General features: G+C 72.7%; 15 protein-coding genes. 3 read left to right on the forward strand and 12 right to left on the reverse strand.

Annotated features, from left to right (window positions below; genetic code table 11):
• Positions 1-45 precede the first annotated feature (45 nt).
• The gene (locus O7611_RS20490; RefSeq protein ID WP_121683530.1) at positions 46-513 is read left to right on the forward strand and encodes a MarR family winged helix-turn-helix transcriptional regulator; all 468 of its coding nucleotides are present in this window, start codon (positions 46-48) and stop codon (positions 511-513) included.
• Between the two features lie 44 nt (positions 514-557).
• Here O7611_RS20490 and mctP read toward each other — a convergent pair whose 3' ends face one another.
• From mctP to O7611_RS20525, 7 genes are all read right to left on the reverse strand, one after another.
• Positions 558-2,213: a monocarboxylate uptake permease MctP gene (gene mctP, locus O7611_RS20495; protein ID WP_194801085.1), complete on the reverse strand. Its 1,656-nt coding sequence runs from the start codon at positions 2,211-2,213 to the stop codon at positions 558-560.
• Entirely contained in the window at positions 2,213-2,455 is a 243-nt protein-coding gene (locus O7611_RS20500) for a DUF3311 domain-containing protein (protein ID WP_013475661.1), read from the reverse strand. The genes mctP and O7611_RS20500 overlap by 1 nt, the downstream gene beginning before the upstream one ends.
• 127 nt (positions 2,456-2,582) lie before the next feature.
• Positions 2,583-3,737 (reverse strand): bifunctional RNase H/acid phosphatase, encoded by a 1,155-nt coding sequence (locus O7611_RS20505; protein WP_269697407.1) that lies wholly within the window; start codon positions 3,735-3,737, stop codon positions 2,583-2,585.
• Positions 3,738-3,742: 5 nt separating this feature from the next.
• A complete protein-coding gene (locus O7611_RS20510) occupies positions 3,743-4,480 on the reverse strand; it encodes a zinc ribbon domain-containing protein (RefSeq protein WP_194801083.1) in 738 nt (245 codons plus the stop codon).
• Complete coding sequence (locus tag O7611_RS20515) at positions 4,470-5,327, reverse strand: Nif3-like dinuclear metal center hexameric protein (protein WP_194801082.1); 858 nt, start codon at positions 5,325-5,327, stop codon at positions 4,470-4,472. The genes O7611_RS20510 and O7611_RS20515 overlap by 11 nt, the downstream gene beginning before the upstream one ends.
• A gap of 94 nt (positions 5,328-5,421) precedes the next feature.
• Complete coding sequence (locus O7611_RS20520) at positions 5,422-6,003, reverse strand: flavoprotein (RefSeq protein ID WP_194801081.1); 582 nt, start codon at positions 6,001-6,003, stop codon at positions 5,422-5,424.
• A complete protein-coding gene (locus O7611_RS20525; RefSeq protein ID WP_194801080.1) occupies positions 6,000-7,229 on the reverse strand; it encodes a helix-turn-helix domain-containing protein in 1,230 nt (409 codons plus the stop codon). Before O7611_RS20525 ends, O7611_RS20520 begins: the two co-directional genes overlap by 4 nt.
• A gap of 250 nt (positions 7,230-7,479) precedes the next feature.
• Between O7611_RS20525 and O7611_RS20530 the strand changes: the two genes are divergently transcribed.
• Positions 7,480-8,151 (forward strand): bifunctional DNA primase/polymerase, encoded by a 672-nt coding sequence (locus O7611_RS20530; RefSeq protein ID WP_120568671.1) that lies wholly within the window; start codon positions 7,480-7,482, stop codon positions 8,149-8,151.
• 413 nt (positions 8,152-8,564) lie between these two features.
• On the opposite strand, the gene O7611_RS20535 is transcribed toward O7611_RS20530, so the two are convergent.
• The 5 genes from O7611_RS20535 to O7611_RS20555 are packed head-to-tail and all read right to left on the reverse strand — an operon-like array spanning position 8,565 to position 14,796.
• On the reverse strand, positions 8,565-9,287 hold the full coding sequence (locus tag O7611_RS20535) for an FAD:protein FMN transferase (protein WP_269698136.1): 723 nt from the start codon (positions 9,285-9,287) through the stop codon (positions 8,565-8,567).
• 50 nt (positions 9,288-9,337) lie between these two features.
• On the reverse strand, positions 9,338-9,934 hold the full coding sequence (locus O7611_RS20540; protein ID WP_194801079.1) for an FMN-binding protein: 597 nt from the start codon (positions 9,932-9,934) through the stop codon (positions 9,338-9,340).
• A 13-nt stretch (positions 9,935-9,947) separates the two neighbouring features.
• Entirely contained in the window at positions 9,948-11,363 is a 1,416-nt protein-coding gene (locus O7611_RS20545; protein ID WP_194801078.1) for a ferredoxin reductase family protein, read from the reverse strand.
• Positions 11,360-12,733 carry a DUF1501 domain-containing protein gene (locus O7611_RS20550; protein ID WP_228532201.1) on the reverse strand — a complete coding sequence of 458 codons (1,374 nt, stop codon included), beginning with the start codon at positions 12,731-12,733 and terminating at the stop codon, positions 11,360-11,362. Before O7611_RS20550 ends, O7611_RS20545 begins: the two co-directional genes overlap by 4 nt.
• Positions 12,734-12,747: 14 nt before the next feature.
• Positions 12,748-14,796 (reverse strand): DUF1800 domain-containing protein, encoded by a 2,049-nt coding sequence (locus tag O7611_RS20555; RefSeq protein WP_269697408.1) that lies wholly within the window; start codon positions 14,794-14,796, stop codon positions 12,748-12,750.
• A 446-nt stretch (positions 14,797-15,242) separates the two neighbouring features.
• Here O7611_RS20555 and O7611_RS20560 point away from each other — a divergent pair, with 446 nt between their 5' ends.
• Positions 15,243-15,500 carry a DUF3040 domain-containing protein gene (locus O7611_RS20560; RefSeq protein ID WP_135241429.1) on the forward strand — a complete coding sequence of 86 codons (258 nt, stop codon included), beginning with the start codon at positions 15,243-15,245 and terminating at the stop codon, positions 15,498-15,500.
• Positions 15,501-15,519 lie beyond the last annotated feature (19 nt).

A 15,519-nucleotide genomic window follows, 5' to 3' on the forward strand; every position in this document is an offset into this window, starting at 1 on the left:
CCAGATAGCTGTATCGTACAGGTATTTTTCTTGTATCATACAGCTATGAGCGAGGACGTCCACGCCGCCGAGGTCACCCTCGGCCGGATCGAAACCGAGGTCGCGCTGCTGATGCGCTTGGGCGAGGCCACCCGCCGGGGCACCGGCACGATGGAGCACCGGCTGCTCGACCGCGCCGCGTACGTGATCCTGCGGCACCTCGACGCCGCCGGCCCGCAGAACGTCTCGGCGCTGGCCGCGCGGCTGAACCTGGACGGCTCCACAGTCACCCGGCAGGTCTCCGCGCTCCAGCGCGACGGGCTGATCTCCCGTACCCCCGACCCGGCCGACGGGCGCGGCACGGTGATCTCCGCGACGGCGGCCGGGCTCCAGCGGATGGCCGCCGTCCGGGCGGCCCGCACCCGGCTGTACGGCGACATCCTCGCCGCCTGGCCCGAGGCGGACCGGGAGACGCTGGCGGACATGTTGCACCGCCTCAACGAGGCGCTCGACGCGCGCAACCGCCGCCGCTGAGGCGCGTTGCGGGCCCCCGCCCGGCGGACGGGGGCCCGCCTCCCCTACGCCACCGGCTCGCGCGCGGAGTCCGCGTCGCGGTCGGCGCCGGGCGTGACGCGCGGGTCGCCCTCGTCGGCGAAGTAGTCGTCCGGCGTGGTGCCGTCCGGCCCGTCGGCCACCTTCGCGGCGCGCAGCACCAGCGTGAGCAGCGCGGCGACCACCAGGTTCACCAGCACCGCCACGATGCCCACGTAGATCGTCTTCGGCGTGTCGAAGCCGAACTTCTCCAGCGGGAACGCCGACCCGGCGAAGTGCTTCTTCCCGGTCGCCGGGTTGCCGATCTGGTAGAGCATCCACATGCCGAGGCCCATGCCGGCCGCCCAGCCGGCGATCAGCGCGCCCCTGTGGAACCAGCGGGTGTAGAGGCCGAGCGCCACCGCCGGCAGCGTCTGCAGGATGATCACGCCGCCGATGAGCTGGAGGTCGATGGAGAACTGCGGGTCGAGGAAGACGATGCAGGCCACCGCGCCAACCTTCACCACCAGCGAGGTGATCTTCGAGACGTTCGCCTCCTGCGCGGGGGTGGCGTCCCGCTTCAGGTACTCCTTGTAGATGTTGCGGGTGAACAGGTTCGCCGCCGCGATCGACATGATCGCCGCGGGCACCAGGGCGCCAATGCCGATGGCGGCGTAGGCGACCCCGGCGAACCAGTCCGGGAACTGCTGGTCGAACAGCAGCGGCACCACTGTGTTGCCGTCGGTGGTGCCCTCCTTCGCGCCTGGTAGCGGCTTCACGTTCGCCGCGATGGCCATGTAACCGAGCAGCGCGATCAACCCGAGCAGCAGGCTGTACGCGGGCAGCGCGGACATGTTCCGCTTGATCACGTCGCGGTTCCGGCTGGCCAGCACACCGGTGATGCTGTGCGGGTAGAGGAACAGCGCCAGCGCCGAGCCGAACGCCAGCGTCACGTACTGGATCTGGTTGTTCTGGTTGAGCAGGATGCCGTCGCCGGGCGCGGGTGACGCCTGAAACTTCGCGTCGGCCGCGTCGAAGATGGCGCCCCAGCCGCCGAGCTTGTACGGCAGCCAGATCACCGCGACCAGGATCACGATGTAGATCAGCGAGTCCTTGACGAACGCGATCAGTGCCGGGGCGCGCAGCCCTGACTGATAGGTGTACGCGGCCAGGATCGCGAACGCGATGATGATCGGCAGGTGCCGGGCCAGCGCGCTGTCCCCGGTGACGCCCATGGTCTTGAGCACCGCCTCGATGCCGACCAGCTGCAGCGCGATGTACGGCATGGTGGCGACGATGCCGGTGATCGCGACCAGCAGCGCCAGGATCGGCGAGCCGAACCGGTTGCGGACGAAGTCGGCGGGAGTGACGAAGCCGTGCCGGTGCGAGACCGACCAGAGCCGGCACAGCACCAGGAACACCAGCGGGTAGATGACGATCGTGTACGGCACCGCGAAGAAGCCCGCCGCACCGGCCCCGAAGATCAGCGCCGGGACCGCCACGAACGTGTACGCGGTGTAGAGGTCACCGCCGACCAGGAACCAGGTGATCCAGCCGCCGAAGCTGCGCCCGCCCAGCCCCCACTCGTCCAGGTGGGCCATGTCCCTCGGTCTGCGCCACCGGGCCGCCACGAAACCCATGCCGCTGACCAGCAGGAACAGCAGCGTGAAGACGATGATCTCGGTGAGATGGTCCCGCCACATCAGTGGTCACCCCGCTTCTTGGTCATCTGGTAGACCAGCGTGGTCGTGCCGACGCCGAGCAGGATCCAGGCCAGTTGCAGCCAGTAGAAGCGCGGGAAGCCGAACAGCCGGGGCGAGTCGGCGTTGAACAGTGCCGGGATCAGCGGCACCACGATCGGGATGAAGAGCAACCAGTTCCAGGGACTCTTGTCCTTCGCCCTGGATCGCGCCGTGTCGAGCGCCTCCGGTTCCGGTGCGGACATGTGACACCCCTCCGGGCATTCGTAGCGGGCCATGTGACGGCCGGAGGCTACGACCCTGTGACGGGGGTCACGTCCAATCGGGTGATGTCGATGCGCCGAACGGCCGCCGGCATGCGCCGAACGGCCGTCAGAGGTCCGTGAGGTGGGAGGTGTCGTTGACCGAGCGGACCGCGACGCCGCCGTCCGGGTACAGGTCCAGCACCGAGATGCCCGCCGTGTCCAGGTAGAGCCGGTGCAGGAACGCGTCGCCGGCGGCGAGCGCGTCGCGCAGCACCAGCTTGATCGGCGAGACGTGGGAGACCACCACGACCGTCTCCCCCGGGTACGCCGACCGCAGCCGGTCGACCGCCCGCCCGGTCCGTTCGGCCACTGTCACGAACGACTCGCCCTTCGGCGGCGCGACCCTCGTGGAGGCGAGCCAGGCGTCCAGCTCGGCCGCCCAGCCCTCACGTACCTCGGCGAAAGTGTGCCCCTCCCAGACGCCGAAGTCGCACTCGATCAGGTCGTCGTCGGTGCGTACCGGCGGGTTGCCGACCTGCGCGGCGACCGCATCGGCGGTGGCCGTACACCTCGACAGCGGGGAACTGACCACTGCCGCGACGGACGGCGCCAGCGCGGCCACCCGCTCGGCGGTGGCCCGGGCCTGGGCCCGGCCGCGCTCGGTGAGCGGCACGTCGCCCCGGCCGGAGTAGCGCTTCTGCACGGTGCGTTCGGTCTCGCCGTGCCGGACCAGGATCAGCCGGGTGGCCTCCTCGGTCGGGCGCGGCTCCCAGGAGGCGGGCGTGGTGGCCGGGTCGGTGCCGGTGGCCCGCACGACCGCCGCCTCCCGCGCCGCAGCCTTCACGGGGGCGGCCGCCGGCGCGGCGCCGGACGCGGCGGCGTCCATCGCCGCGTTGGCCAGGGCGTCGGCGTGGCGGTTGCGCTCCCGCGGCACCCAGGTGAACCGTACGGCGGCGAAGCGGCTGACCAGCCCGGCCGCCTGGGCGGCGAGCGGACGCAGCCCGGGGTGCTTGATCTGCCAGCGGCCGCACATCTGCTCGACCACCAGCTTGGAGTCCATCCGCGCCTCGACCTCGGCCGCGCCCAGCTCGGCGGCGGCCTCCAGCCCGGCGATCAGGCCCCGGTACTCGGCCACGTTGTTCGTAGCAGTACCGATCGACTCGGACCGCTCGGCCAGTACCTCGCCGGTCTCCGGGTCCCGGACCACAGCGCCGTAACCGGCCGGGCCGGGGTTGCCCCGGGAGCCGCCGTCGGCCTCGATCACCACCGCGCGCACCGCCACGACGACTACAGGCCCGACTCGTTGGTCCGGACCATGATCCGCCGGCACTCCTCGCAGCGGACCACGTCGTCCGGGTCGGCCTTGCGGATGCGGGCCAGGTCGGCGCCGGACATCTCCAGCCGGCAACCGCCGCAGCGGCCACCGGTGAGCAGTGCCGCGCCCATGCCGGTGTCCTCGCGGATCCTGTCGTACAGGCCGATCAGGTCCGCCGGAAGGTCACCGGCGAGCGGCTGGCGGGAGGTGCGCTTGAACTCCTCCTCCTTGGCGATCTCCGCCAGGGTGTCGTCGCGGCGCTGCTCGGTCGCGGCGCGGCGCTCGCGGGCCTCGGCGAGCCGGCTCTCGATGCCGTCGAGCACGCCCTGCGCGGTCTCCCGCTGCTCCATCAGCTCCAGCTCGGCGTCCTCCAGGTCGCTCTGGCGGCGGTTCAGCGAGACCAGCTCGTGCTGGATCGCCTCCAGCTCGCGGGCCGGGCCGCTGCCCGAGGCCAGCCGGGCCTCGTCCTTGCTCTTGCGCGCCCGCACCTGGTCGACGTCCTTCTCGATCCGGGCGATGTCCCGGTCCAGGTCGTCGACTGCCACCTGGGCGCGGACCCGCTCGTCCTCCAGCGCGGACAGCTCACGCGCCAGGGCCTCCAGCTCGGCACGCTCCGGCAGGGTGCGGCGGCGGTGCGCAAGCTGGGCCAGCGCGGTGTCGATCGCCTGGAGGTCGAGCAGGCGGCGCTGCACCTTCGGGTCAGCCTTCACGTCGGGGCTCCTTGTCGTCCGGCCGGGGCGCGGCGGCGTGCACGGTCCACGGGTCGGTGTCCAGGTCGGACACCACGGTCTCGACGTCCAGCTCGGCGGCCAGGTAGGCGGCCAGGTCGTCCAGCCAGGGTCGCTCCGTCGCCCAGTGGGCGGCGTCCAGCAGCGCCGGGCCACCGGCGGCGAGGTGTTCCCCGGCCGGGTGGTGGCGCAGGTCCGCGGTGAGGAACGCGTCCACCCCGGCCGCGGTCGCCTCGGCGAGGAAGCCGTCCCCCGAGCCGCCGCTGACGGCGAGGGTACGAACCATACGCCCGGGATCCCCGGCGGCGCGAACTCCCCAGGCGGTGACCGGGAGCACGGCGGCGGCCAGCCGGGTCAGCTCGGCGAGCGTCATCGGGGTGGGCAGCTCGCCGATGCGGCCGATGCCCCGGCCGGGCCCGGCGGCGGGCGAGCCGGGGCGGGGCGGGTGCAGCGGGCGCAGCCCGGTCAGCCCGAACCGGGCGGCGAGCGCGTCGGACACGCCCGGGTCGGCCACGTCGGCGTTGGTGTGCGCCACGTGCAGGGCGACGTCCGCCTTGATCAGGCGGTGCACGATCCGGCCCTTGTACGTGGTGGCGGCCACCGAGGAGACGCCGCGCAGCAGTAGCGGGTGGTGCGCTACGATCATGTCCGCGCCGACGTCGAGCGCCTCGTCCACGGTCTCCGGGACCACGTCCACCACACAGGCGACCCGGCGTACCGGGTGGTCGGGCTCGCCCAGCACCAGGCCGACCCGGTCCCACTCCTCGGCCCAGGCGGGCGGATAACGGCGGTCCAGGGCGGCCACCACGTCGGCGACGGTAGTACTCACGGGCGGCCAGCTTACCGGCGTCCGGGCCGGTACACGCCGACCGCCGCCGGGCGCGGCCCCCGGCGTCCGCCGAGGGCCGTGCCCATCGCGCCTCTCAGCCGACCGGAGCGACCGGCCGGTCCGCGCCGCGCAGGGCGGACAGACCGGCGTCCCAGGGGAAGGCGTCCGCGCGCCGGTCCCCCGTGCCGGGCGGATGCAGGCGTACGACGTGGTCGCCGAACACCACCCGGACGCCCCACTGCCCGAGCCGGTCGAGGCTGGCCCGGAACGCCGGGTGCCCGGCCATCGCCTCGTTCGTGTACGGCACGGCAGCGATCGGCACCCCCATCCCCTGCGCCTCGACCAGCAGGCCCAGCGCCAGGGTGTCGGTGATGCCGACCGCCCACTTGTTGATCGTGTTGACGGTGGCCGGGCACACCAGCATGGCGTCGGCCGGGGGCAGCACGTCCGGGTCACCCGGGTTCTTGTAGTGCGTACGCACCGGGTGGCCGGTCTGCCGGGCCAGGGCCGCCCGGTCGACGAACTTCGCGCCGTCCGGCGTGGTGACCACGCAGACCGTCCAGTCCTCCCGCTGGGCGAGGTCGACCAGCCGGCCGACGTGACGGGCCAGCGGCGAACCGCAGGCGATGACATAGAGCACCCGCTGGTGCCCGTTCGCGGTCTCCGGACCGCTCATACTCCGACTCCCATGTGCTCAGCCAACTCCGCGATCGGCGGAGGCGGCGCACCACGTGTGCGACGGAGAATCTCGGACATCAATTCGTGGGCTATCGGCCGGCACCGGATCTCCGACGGCGCGAGCCGGTCACCGCGCAGCAGCATGTCCCCGGCGCTGGCCACGTCACCGATCTGGGAGTAGCCCCGGGCCAGGTCGAGCAGGTGGTGCGCGCGCCGCTCCGGCAGCAGCGCGTTGAACGCGGGCTCGGCCAGCCGCATGTGGGTCTCCACCGCCCGGCCACCGTCGCCCAGCTCGACCGCCGCCGCCGCGCGGTGCAGCTCCAGGTTGGTCGGGCCGAAGGAGGTCCAGTAGTGGTTGTGGTCGCCGCCGAGCAGCTTGGCCGCCTCGTCGGCGCCGGCGAGCAGGTCGTCCACAGTCGCCGAGTCGCCGATCCGGGCGGCCGCCATCGCGCCCTGGAGCAGCAGCATCCCGTACACCGAGAGCCGTTCCGGGCGGACGTCGTTGTCGCCGCCGGGCGCGAGCCGGCCCGCGATGCGGACGTTGAGCTCCAGCGCCGGGCGGGGGCGGCCCATCGCGACGAGCGCGTTGCAGACGCGCGTGGTGGCGATGCCGGCCAGCAGCGGGTCGTCGGCGCGCTGGGCCACCGCCATCGACCGGTCGGCGGCGAGCCAGGCGAGGTCGCACTCGCCGAGCTTGCGCAGCACCGACGAGGCGATCTGGTAGACCTGCCCGAGCAGGTGGGCGGCCTCGCGTACCTGGTCGCCGGCGGCGTAGCCGGCGTCCGCCGCCTGGGCGTCGCGCAGCAGCTTCGGCAGCGCGCGGGTGAGCATGCCGTAGCGGCCGTACTGGTAGGTGAGCCAGGCGTGGTTCACGGCCTTGCGCATGTCGGCCAGCGGCGGGGGGTAGGGCGCCGCGTCGAAGTAGGCGCTCATCGAGTCGTACCGCTCCAGGGCGGTGCGGATCTCCTCCACCTCGACCTGGTCGATGCAGTTGAGCGCGTCGGTACGCCGTTCCGGGTCCTTGCCGTGCAGCAACTGCACGTCGATCTGGAGGATGTCGGCGATCTCGTAGAGCACGGAGAACTTGTCCAGCCGGCGGACGCCGCGCTCCACCTTGTCCACCCAGCTCTTGGACTTGCCGAGCCGGTCGGCGAAGACCTGCTGGGACATCTTGCGGCGGCTCCGCCAGTACGCCACCCGCCGGCCTATGGGCAGTTCGTCCATTCCCGCTCCCTCCCCCTCACGGCGCCGGCCGGTCCCCCCACGTCCCCCAGGCTCGCGCCGATCGCACAGGTTGTGCGTCCACCGTCCAGCCAGTTCTCGTAGTTTTCGTGCAAGTTGCACCGACCGTTAGTCACCTCAACGAGCGTGGGTTACGGCAGTGACGGCTTTCAACGTGTGGCTTGTGGACGGTTCGGCTTGTGAGCGGTCGGGGCTTGTGGACGGTTCGGCGGGACCAGAGGGGACGGCAGACATGTGGAGGAACGTCCGACCGCGCGTCGCTCACCTCTCGCCGCTGGAACGGGTCCGGCTGCGCCGGATCGCGGTGCGGTACGCGCTGCACGGCTGGCCGGTCACCCCCGGCGCCTGCCTGGCGAACAGCCGCTTCGTCTGCGGCCGGGCCGGCTGCCCCACGGTGGGCTGCCACCCGGCCCTGGAGGACTGGGAGCACGCCGCCAGCGCCGACCCGGCCCGGGTGGCCACCTGGTGGCGCAGCCGCCCGCACGGCATCCTGCTGCCCACCGGCCGCGCCTTCGACGTCCTGGAGGTCGCCGCCCACCTGGGCCGGCAGGTCCTGGACGCGGTCGCCACCCATCCCGCCGGATTCGGCGTACGCGGGCCCGCGCTGGTCACCCCGACCGGCCGCTGGATGTTCCTGGTACGCCCCGGCGACCCGCTGCGGCCCGAACTGGAGCACTGCTTCCACGTGGTCCGCCACGGACCCGGCTCGTGGATTCCGGCCCCGCCGACCCGGCTGCCCGAGGGGACGGTGCGCTGGGCGGTCGCCCCGGAGCAGGCCCGCTGGCAGCTACCCGACTCGTACCTGGTGCAGAACGCGCTGATCGCCGCGTTACGGGCGGCCGGGGTGACGCTCGGCGCGGACCTGTTCCCCGGCCATCTCCCGCTGCCCCGCCGGGGCCGCTGACGTTTCTCCTGGTCATGGTCGGTCCGGCGCCCCGGACGGGTGGCCGACAGCGACCTCACCGGCACCGGACTCGTTGAACCTGGCGAGGGCGCGTCTGCGCCAGAGCGGGGGTTTGACCATGTCCAGGGACGACGCTGCCCGCCACACCGGCGGTACCGAGCCGGCGCGGCCCCGCCGCCGCCTGCACCCGTGGGCCTTCACCCGACCGCTGGGCGTCCGCCCCGGCCGCCCTCGCCCGACGGGCTCCCGCCCCGCCATCCTCCACCGCCCCCTCCGCTGACCCCGCTTCTCCTCTCCCTCCCAGCCCGCGCCTCGCCCGACGCCCCGTTGATCATGAAGTTGGCAGTGCGACACGCCGGGCGGCGGTGCCGCTAACTTCATGAGCAACGGGGCAAGGGGGAGGGGGACGTAGGTCAGGAGAGCGGGAGGGTGCGGGAGTGGTGTTGGTGAGCGTCGTCCGTTACCACGGCGTGCTGCCAGGGGGACGGTAGGCGGTCCAGCCAGGCCAGGCCCGGTTCGCCCATCGCCACCGCGGCTGTCGCGTACGCGTCGGCCACGCCCAGGTCCGGGCCCACCACAGTCACCGAGCGCAAGCCCGTCGCCGGTATGCCCCGGCGCGGGTCGACGACGTGGTGGCCGCGCTCGTACACGCCCGAGGTGGCGACCGCCAGGTCGGTGCCGGTCAGCGCCAGACAGATCGCCGCCGCGTCCCAGGGATGCCGCACCCCGATCCGCCACGGCTGCCGTGTCGCGTCGCGGCCGCGTACGCGCACGTCGCCGCCCGCGTTCACGCAGTGGTTCGGCGCGCCCGCGGCGACCAGCCGGTCCGAGGCGACCTGCGCCGCCCAGCCCTTCACGTAGCCGGACGGGTCGAGGCGCCCGGTCGCGTACGCGTCGAAGAACCCGTCGGTGGCGGTCCACAGGTCGGCGCAGGCGGCCAGCACGGCCCGCAGGTCGGCGGAGGCGTCGGCGACCCGCAGCTCGCCCCGGTCGATCCGGCACAACTCGCTGTCGTCCCGGTACGTGCTGAACCGCGCGTCCACCTCGCGCAGCCAGCCGAACGTGTCCCCGGCCAGCTCGTGCAGGGTGGACGCGGGCAGGTCGTCGGCCAGGTCGAGGCTGATCGCCGTACCCATGATGTGTTCCACCCGGCGCAGGCCGGGACGAACGGCGGAGGCCGGGACGGTCACGCCTTGTCCAGTGCGCCCTGCAACGACTGCTTGTACGCGGTGCTGGTGTAGGTGGCCCCGGACACGGTGCTCAGGTTGGCGCTCTGCCGGGCCACCACCTCGCCGGAGGTGCCGCTGTAGCGGGCCTGCACGTCGTCGCTGCGCTGCCCGGACTGCCCGCCCAGCGGCAGCCCGATCCCCGTGGCGTCGACGATGCGGCTGCCGCTGAGCGTGATCCGGACCTGGAGCGAGCCGTACTCGTAGGTGACCGACGGCCCGGTCACCGTGCGGGTGGTGACCTTCGGCGCGCTGGTGGTGGTCCGTGGCGCGGCGGGTGCGGTGGTGGTACGGGTGCCGCCCCGGCTGGCCGCGCTGCGGTCGGCGGTCGGCTTCGGGGTCGGCTTCGACGAGGCGCGCGGCGACGGGGTGACGTCGGCGGGCGCGGAGCCGGTGGGCGACGGCGGTTCGGGCGCGGCCGAGCCGCCGGGGGCGACCGGGGCGAGCGCGGCCGGTACGTCCGCTCCGGCCTGCCCGGCGCCCGGCGCGCCCTTGAGCACCACCAGTGCGGTGGTGCCGGCGGCCAGTCCGGTGATCGCGAGCAGCGCGCGACGCATGGGTAGTGCCTCTCTACAGCTCGAACGCGGTCAGGTGGATCTGGCGGCGGGGCACGCCCGCCGCCCGCAGCGCGGCGACCGCCTCGTCGACCAGGCCCCCGGGGCCGCACAGGTAGACGTCGCGGCGGGTCAGGTCGGGCACGAGCCGGCGCAGGCCCTCGGGGTTCATCACCTGGCGGGGGCCGGGGTCGTCACGGCGGCCGACGACGTACCAGACGGAGGTGTGCCGGGCCTGCGCGAGCCAGTCCAGCTCCTGGTGCAGCAGCACGTCGGCCGGGGTACGCGCCCGGTAGATCAGCGCCGCGCCGGGCGGCAGTTCCTCCAGCATCGCCCGCAACGGCGCGATGCCGCTGCCCCCGGCGATGAGCAGCGCCCGTTCCCGGGTGCGGTGCGCGGCGGTGAACGTGCCGGAGGGGCCCTGCGCCCAGACCCGGGTGCCGGGCGTGAGGTCGCGCAGTTCGGCGGTGTACCCGCCGACGACCTTGACGGTGATCCGCAGCCAGCGGTCGTTGGCGGCGGCGGAGACGGAGAACGGGTGCGACTGCCACCAGCAGCCGGGGTTCAGGAAGCGCCAGCGGAAGAACTGCCCGCCGAGCAGGTCGATCTGGTTGAGCCGCTGCCCGGTCAGGTAGACCGAGACGGTGTCCGGGCTCTCCGCCACGACGTCGGCGACGCGCAGGCGGTGCCGCAGGTTGAACATCAGCGGCGCGAGCATCCGGCCCCACACCAGCGCGGCCACGACCAGCAGGTACGCGGCGATCCAGCCGGTACGCACCGGGCCTGGTTCGTAGAGCTGTGCGCCGTTGCTGAACTGGTGCGCGTAGCCGAGCAGCAGCGTGAGGTAGCTGGCGGCGTGCAGCAGGTGCCACAGCTCGTACGGCAGGCGGCGCCGCACGGCGCGTACCGCGGTGAACGCGACAGTGACCAGGATCCCGGCGGCGAGGAACGCGGTGACCATGTCCTCGTAGTCGGTCAGCAGCGCGCCGACCTCGCCGAGCACCGTCTTGCGTTCCTGGCGGGCGTAGCCGACCACCAGCAGCGACATGTGCGCGAGCACCGCCACCAGCAGCGTCGCACCGAGGTCCCGGTGCACCCGGGAGATCCGCTCGCCGCCGAGCGCGCGTTCCAGCACGCCGAGCCGGCTCATCATCAGCACCTGCACCAGCAGCAGGTAGCCGGCGATCAGGCCGGTGATCCGGCCGCCCGCGGTGAGCAGGTCGGCGGTGTCGGCGAGCGATCCGGCCGGGGTGTCCAGCCACCACGGTCCGACCGCGGCGACCAGGCCCAGCCAGAAGAACGCGGCGAGCACACGCCGGCCGCCGGGTCCGCGACGCGGACGACCCGGGGGTACGGGGGCAGCCGGACGGCCGCCGTACGGGGCGGGATGCCCGGTACGGCGGCCGGCGGCGCGGATGTCCTGGTACGTCACGCGTAGATCTTGACCGGGGTGAACTTCTGCCGGGGGAAGACCTTGTCCACCTGGGCGGTGGTCAGGCCGAAGCGGCCCTGCGCGACCGATCCGTAGACGTTGAACATGTTGTTGTATTCCGGCACGTCGCCGCTGTCCAGCTTGTCCAGCCCGTTCCAGGTGCCGAGCAGCGAGTTCGCGAGCTTGCGGCCGGACAGCACGGTGACCACGCCGCCGTGCCCGTGGTCGGTGCCGCCGCCGTTGGAGCCGACCCGGCGGCCGAACTCGCTGGACACCATGATGGTCACGTCCGCCGCCTGGTCGCCCAGGTCGGTGAAGAACGCGGCCATCGCGTTCGCCAGTTCGTTGAGTCGCCGCCAGAGCTGGCCGCCCTCGCGGGTGCCCTGGTTCTCGTGGGTGTCGTAGCCGCCCATGCCGACCGTGGCCACCCGCACGTTCGCGCCGCCCTTGATGAGCTGGGCGAGCTGCTTGAACGCGTTCCCGACGCCCTGGTACTGGACGCCCTCGGCGGCGGCGTACGGCTTGGCGGCGAGCTTCTGCGCGGTGGCGAGCGCGCCCATGCCCTCCTGCACCGCCTCCTCGACCGGGTGGTTGATGCCGGTGAACAGGCCACGGATGGCCTTCTCGGTGGCCGCGCGGTACTTGTCGGCGCCGTTGAGCCGCAGGTCGCCGACGCTGTTGAGGGAGATCGCGCCGTTCACGCCGACCAGCGAGCGGGGCAGCGTGCTGCCGATGCCGACGCTGCGGAACGCGGTGCCCTTGCCCAGCGAGTCGACGAGGCTGTCCAGCCAGCCCCGGCCGCCGGTCTCGCCGGGCAGGCCGCCCAGGTTGCACGCGTCGGCGGCCTGGAAGTGGCTGCGCGACAGGCGCGGGTCGGACACGGCCGGCACGAAGCCGAGCTGCCCGGCCTTGAGCCACTTCTCCAGCGGCGCGAACGCGCTGGTGAGCTTGAAGCCGCGGGCCAGCGCCAGCGAGTCGTTGCCGAGCAGCAGGTCGGGGCGCGCCTTGGCGAGCACCGGGTCATCGGCGGGAGCGACCAGGCTCAGCCCGTCCAGCCCGCCGTAGAGGAAGACGTGGATCAGCGTGCCGGTCTTGGTCGCGGCGAACGACGCCGACGTGGTGACGAACTGCGCGGTCGCGAGCGCGGTCGCGGTCGCGGCGGCGCCGGCGACGAAGGTACGCCGGGTGACGCCCCGGCCGTCCTGCTGCGCCTCCTCGATCTCCTCCAGCCGGCGGTACCGGTCGGTCTCGGCCGCGTTCTCGGCCGCGACGATGTCCGCCTCCGCGCGCAGCAGCGCCTCGGCCGGGTTGTCGGCCAGCCGCCGCAGGTCGGGGCATTCGGGGTGCAGGGGGTACGGGTTCACGGTCATCTCCATCGAATGCCTCACCGGAGGTGGTGCTGGGGGGACGCGAGGATCGTCCGCGCGACAGCGGCGATGGCCCCGTTGAAGGTGGCGTCGACCTTGGCGCTCTCGGCCACGCCGGCGACGGCGAGCACGAGCTTCCTCTCCTTGGCGCTCAGCTTCTGGTGCACCAGCCGCTGGGCCAGCGCGTCCACGTACGCCCCGGCGGTGGCCGGCGGCTTCGCCACCAGCTTCTCCGGCTTCACGAAGGTGAACTGCTTGCGGTAGCCGGCGATCAGGTCACCGGCCTCGTTCCAGCCGTCGATCATGGTGCCGGCCGAGGTCCAGGCCAGGTACACGTCGGCGTAGCCGTCCGGGGTGGGCTTGCCCATCGGGTACTGGCCGAGTTCGCGCATCTTGTCCTGGATCTGCCGCAGGCCCTGCGCGAACGGGGTGCGCCGGTTGTCGCCGGAGTAGTCGGGGGCCGCGTCCGGCGAGACGCCGAGCGCCCGGTACGTGGCGACCAGGTACTCCATCGGGCGGCGTACCTTCTGCCCGACCGCGGCCCAGAACTCCGAGGAGCTGAACAGCGTCGCCAGCACCGGCCGGATCTGCCCCTTGTTCGTGGTGTACGCCTTCGCGAGCCGGTCCACCACGGACTTCGGCGGGGTGTCGGAGACGAAGCGGGTGGCGAGGTTCTGTGCCACGTACCGCGCGGTCGACGGGTGCATCGCGATGTAGCGGATGTACGAGTCGATGACCTTGTCGGCGGCCACCGGGTCGTCGGAGTTGTTGGCGTGGCTGAACCCGAGGATCTTCACCTTGCCGAGGTAGTGCCGCTCGGCGAAGAACTTGTACTTGCCGTCGGCGACACCGCGTCCGGTCTGGAGCAGTGCGGCCTGGCGGACGTCCTTCTCGGTGTAGCCGCCGTCGACGCCGACCGAGTACAGCTCCAGGTTCTCCCGGGCCAGGTTCTCGTTGACCGCGTCCTTACGCGAGTCGACCTGGTTCAGGTAGAGCAGCAGCGCCGGGTGCTTGTTCGCGGCGACGAGCATCTCCGGGTAGCTGCCCAGCGCGTGCTTGCGGATGACGTCCCGGTCGAACGCGTTGCGGTAGTTCTCCCCGCCGTCGAAGTCGGCGGCGACGTGCAGGAAGTCGTTCCAGAAGTCGACCATCACCTCGAACAGCTGGCGGTCGGACCAGATCTGCCGGGCGATGGTGGCGTCCACCGTCTCCCGGGCCGGGTCGACGCCCTTCTCGTTGAGCTGCTCGCGCTGGTCACGCAGCTGCGTCGGGCTCAGCTTGAGCGACTGCAGCTCGGCCAGCTTCAGCTCGGCCTTCGTCGGGGCCTGCTTCTCCGGCTGGAGCTGCCCACGCAGCCAGTCGTCGATGCCGACCCGCTTGACCTCGGCCATCATCTTCTGCGTCGGACCGAAGGTGGTCCGGCTCAACAGGTGCCGGATCGGGTCCTTGGCGAGCACCGTCTTCACAGTCACCTTGGTCGCCGCGGCGGCTTCGGCCGGGCTGCCGTAGAGCCGTCCGCCGGACGGCGCGTTGCGCTTGAGCGCCTCGCCGGCCCGGGAGCCCATGTAGCTCTCGTTCTGCTCGGTGTAGGTCCGTACTGTGCTGGGCTGCTGCCCGCTGGGCCGGGCGGCGTTGCCGTCGGTGGTCACGGTGCCGGTGGCGTCGCCGGCCGGCGCGTCACTGAACAGGCCGCGCACCTGCGGGGACATGGCCAGGGCGGCGCCACCGGCGACCACCACGGCACCGCCGAGGGTGGCGAGCGCCCGGCGCCGGCCCCGCTTCGGGGCCTCGTCGCCGTCGTCGTCCAGGTCGGGCAGTCCACCGCCGGGCGGCGGGCCGTACCCGCCGGCGGACTGGGCGTAGCCGCCGGACTGGGGGTAGCCGGCGGGGGCCGGCGCGGCGGGGGCGAAACCGTTCGGCCCGACCCACTGCGGGCCTGCGGCGGGGTGAGCGCCGGCGTGCGGCGCGGCGTGCGGGTCGCGGTACCCGTCCGGATGGGGGTGCTGGTATCCGTCCCAGCCGCGATCGTCCCGGGGGCGACGCGGTGGCACGTTCAGGTCGGCCATGTACCTATCCCGTTTTCTTCGAGCGCCGGCACGCCTGCCACCCGGGGGGTCGGGTGGCGCAGGGGCGGCGACGGTTGCCGGAGAAGTTGCCTACGGGAAAGTAGCCATGCCGTCCCGGCCGCTCAAGGCGCGCCGGACGCGCTCGTGAGCGCACTTAAGACAGTGCTCATACCTGCCGGGGAGGGCGCGTCCCGACCGCCGGGGCGCGGCGGCCTCCGGAGCAGGGCCGACCCGGGCGCACAGCGCCCGGATGCGAGGTTTCGCACCCCGCCGCCGCCGCCGGACGCGTTCAGCGCCTCACCGAAACTTAAGGTACGGATAAGCCTGCGCTGAGAAGCTCGTTCCCCCTGTCCGGTACGGCGAAACAGCAGCAGCGGCGGCGCGTGACCGGCCTCCGATCCGGGTATGCCGCCGAACCGCTGAAGCCGTGAGGGGAAGGCACCGCCATGCTCAGCCAAGAGGATCAGCGCAGGTTCGAACAGATCACCCGCCAGCTGCGGGAGAGTGATCCACGTTTCTTCGCCCGGTTGGACAGCCGGATCAAGGGCCGCCGGGGCCGGTACATGATGCTGTTGACGATCGTGCTGTGGGCGTCGCTGCCGGCGATGACAGTGCTCGTCGGACGGCTCGCCGGGGCGATCTGCGCGGTGGTGCTCGTCGCCAACGCCGCAGTGATGTGGCGCTTCCGCCGCCGCCTCCTTTAGGCGTGAGGAAGGGCCCCTT

The sequence above is a fragment of the Micromonospora sp. WMMC273 genome (assembly GCF_027460285.1).
Lineage (GTDB): Bacteria > Actinomycetota > Actinomycetes > Mycobacteriales > Micromonosporaceae > Micromonospora > Micromonospora aurantiaca.

Coding starts and splice junctions, on each gene's coding strand:
- O7611_RS20560 (WP_135241429.1), top strand. CDS start 15,243: ATGCTCAGCCAAGAGGATCAGCGCAGGTTCGAACAGATCACCCGCCAG.
- O7611_RS20490 (WP_121683530.1), top strand. CDS start 46: ATGAGCGAGGACGTCCACGCCGCCGAGGTCACCCTCGGCCGGATCGAA.
- O7611_RS20540 (WP_194801079.1), bottom strand. CDS start 9,934: ATGCGTCGCGCGCTGCTCGCGATCACCGGACTGGCCGCCGGCACCACC.
- O7611_RS20520 (WP_194801081.1), bottom strand. CDS start 6,003: ATGAGCGGTCCGGAGACCGCGAACGGGCACCAGCGGGTGCTCTATGTC.
- O7611_RS20535 (WP_269698136.1), bottom strand. CDS start 9,287: ATGGGTACGGCGATCAGCCTCGACCTGGCCGACGACCTGCCCGCGTCC.
- O7611_RS20555 (WP_269697408.1), bottom strand. CDS start 14,796: ATGGCCGACCTGAACGTGCCACCGCGTCGCCCCCGGGACGATCGCGGC.
- mctP (WP_194801085.1), bottom strand. CDS start 2,213: ATGTGGCGGGACCATCTCACCGAGATCATCGTCTTCACGCTGCTGTTC.
- O7611_RS20530 (WP_120568671.1), top strand. CDS start 7,480: ATGTGGAGGAACGTCCGACCGCGCGTCGCTCACCTCTCGCCGCTGGAA.
- O7611_RS20500 (WP_013475661.1), bottom strand. CDS start 2,455: ATGTCCGCACCGGAACCGGAGGCGCTCGACACGGCGCGATCCAGGGCG.
- O7611_RS20525 (WP_194801080.1), bottom strand. CDS start 7,229: ATGGACGAACTGCCCATAGGCCGGCGGGTGGCGTACTGGCGGAGCCGC.
- O7611_RS20550 (WP_228532201.1), bottom strand. CDS start 12,733: ATGACCGTGAACCCGTACCCCCTGCACCCCGAATGCCCCGACCTGCGG.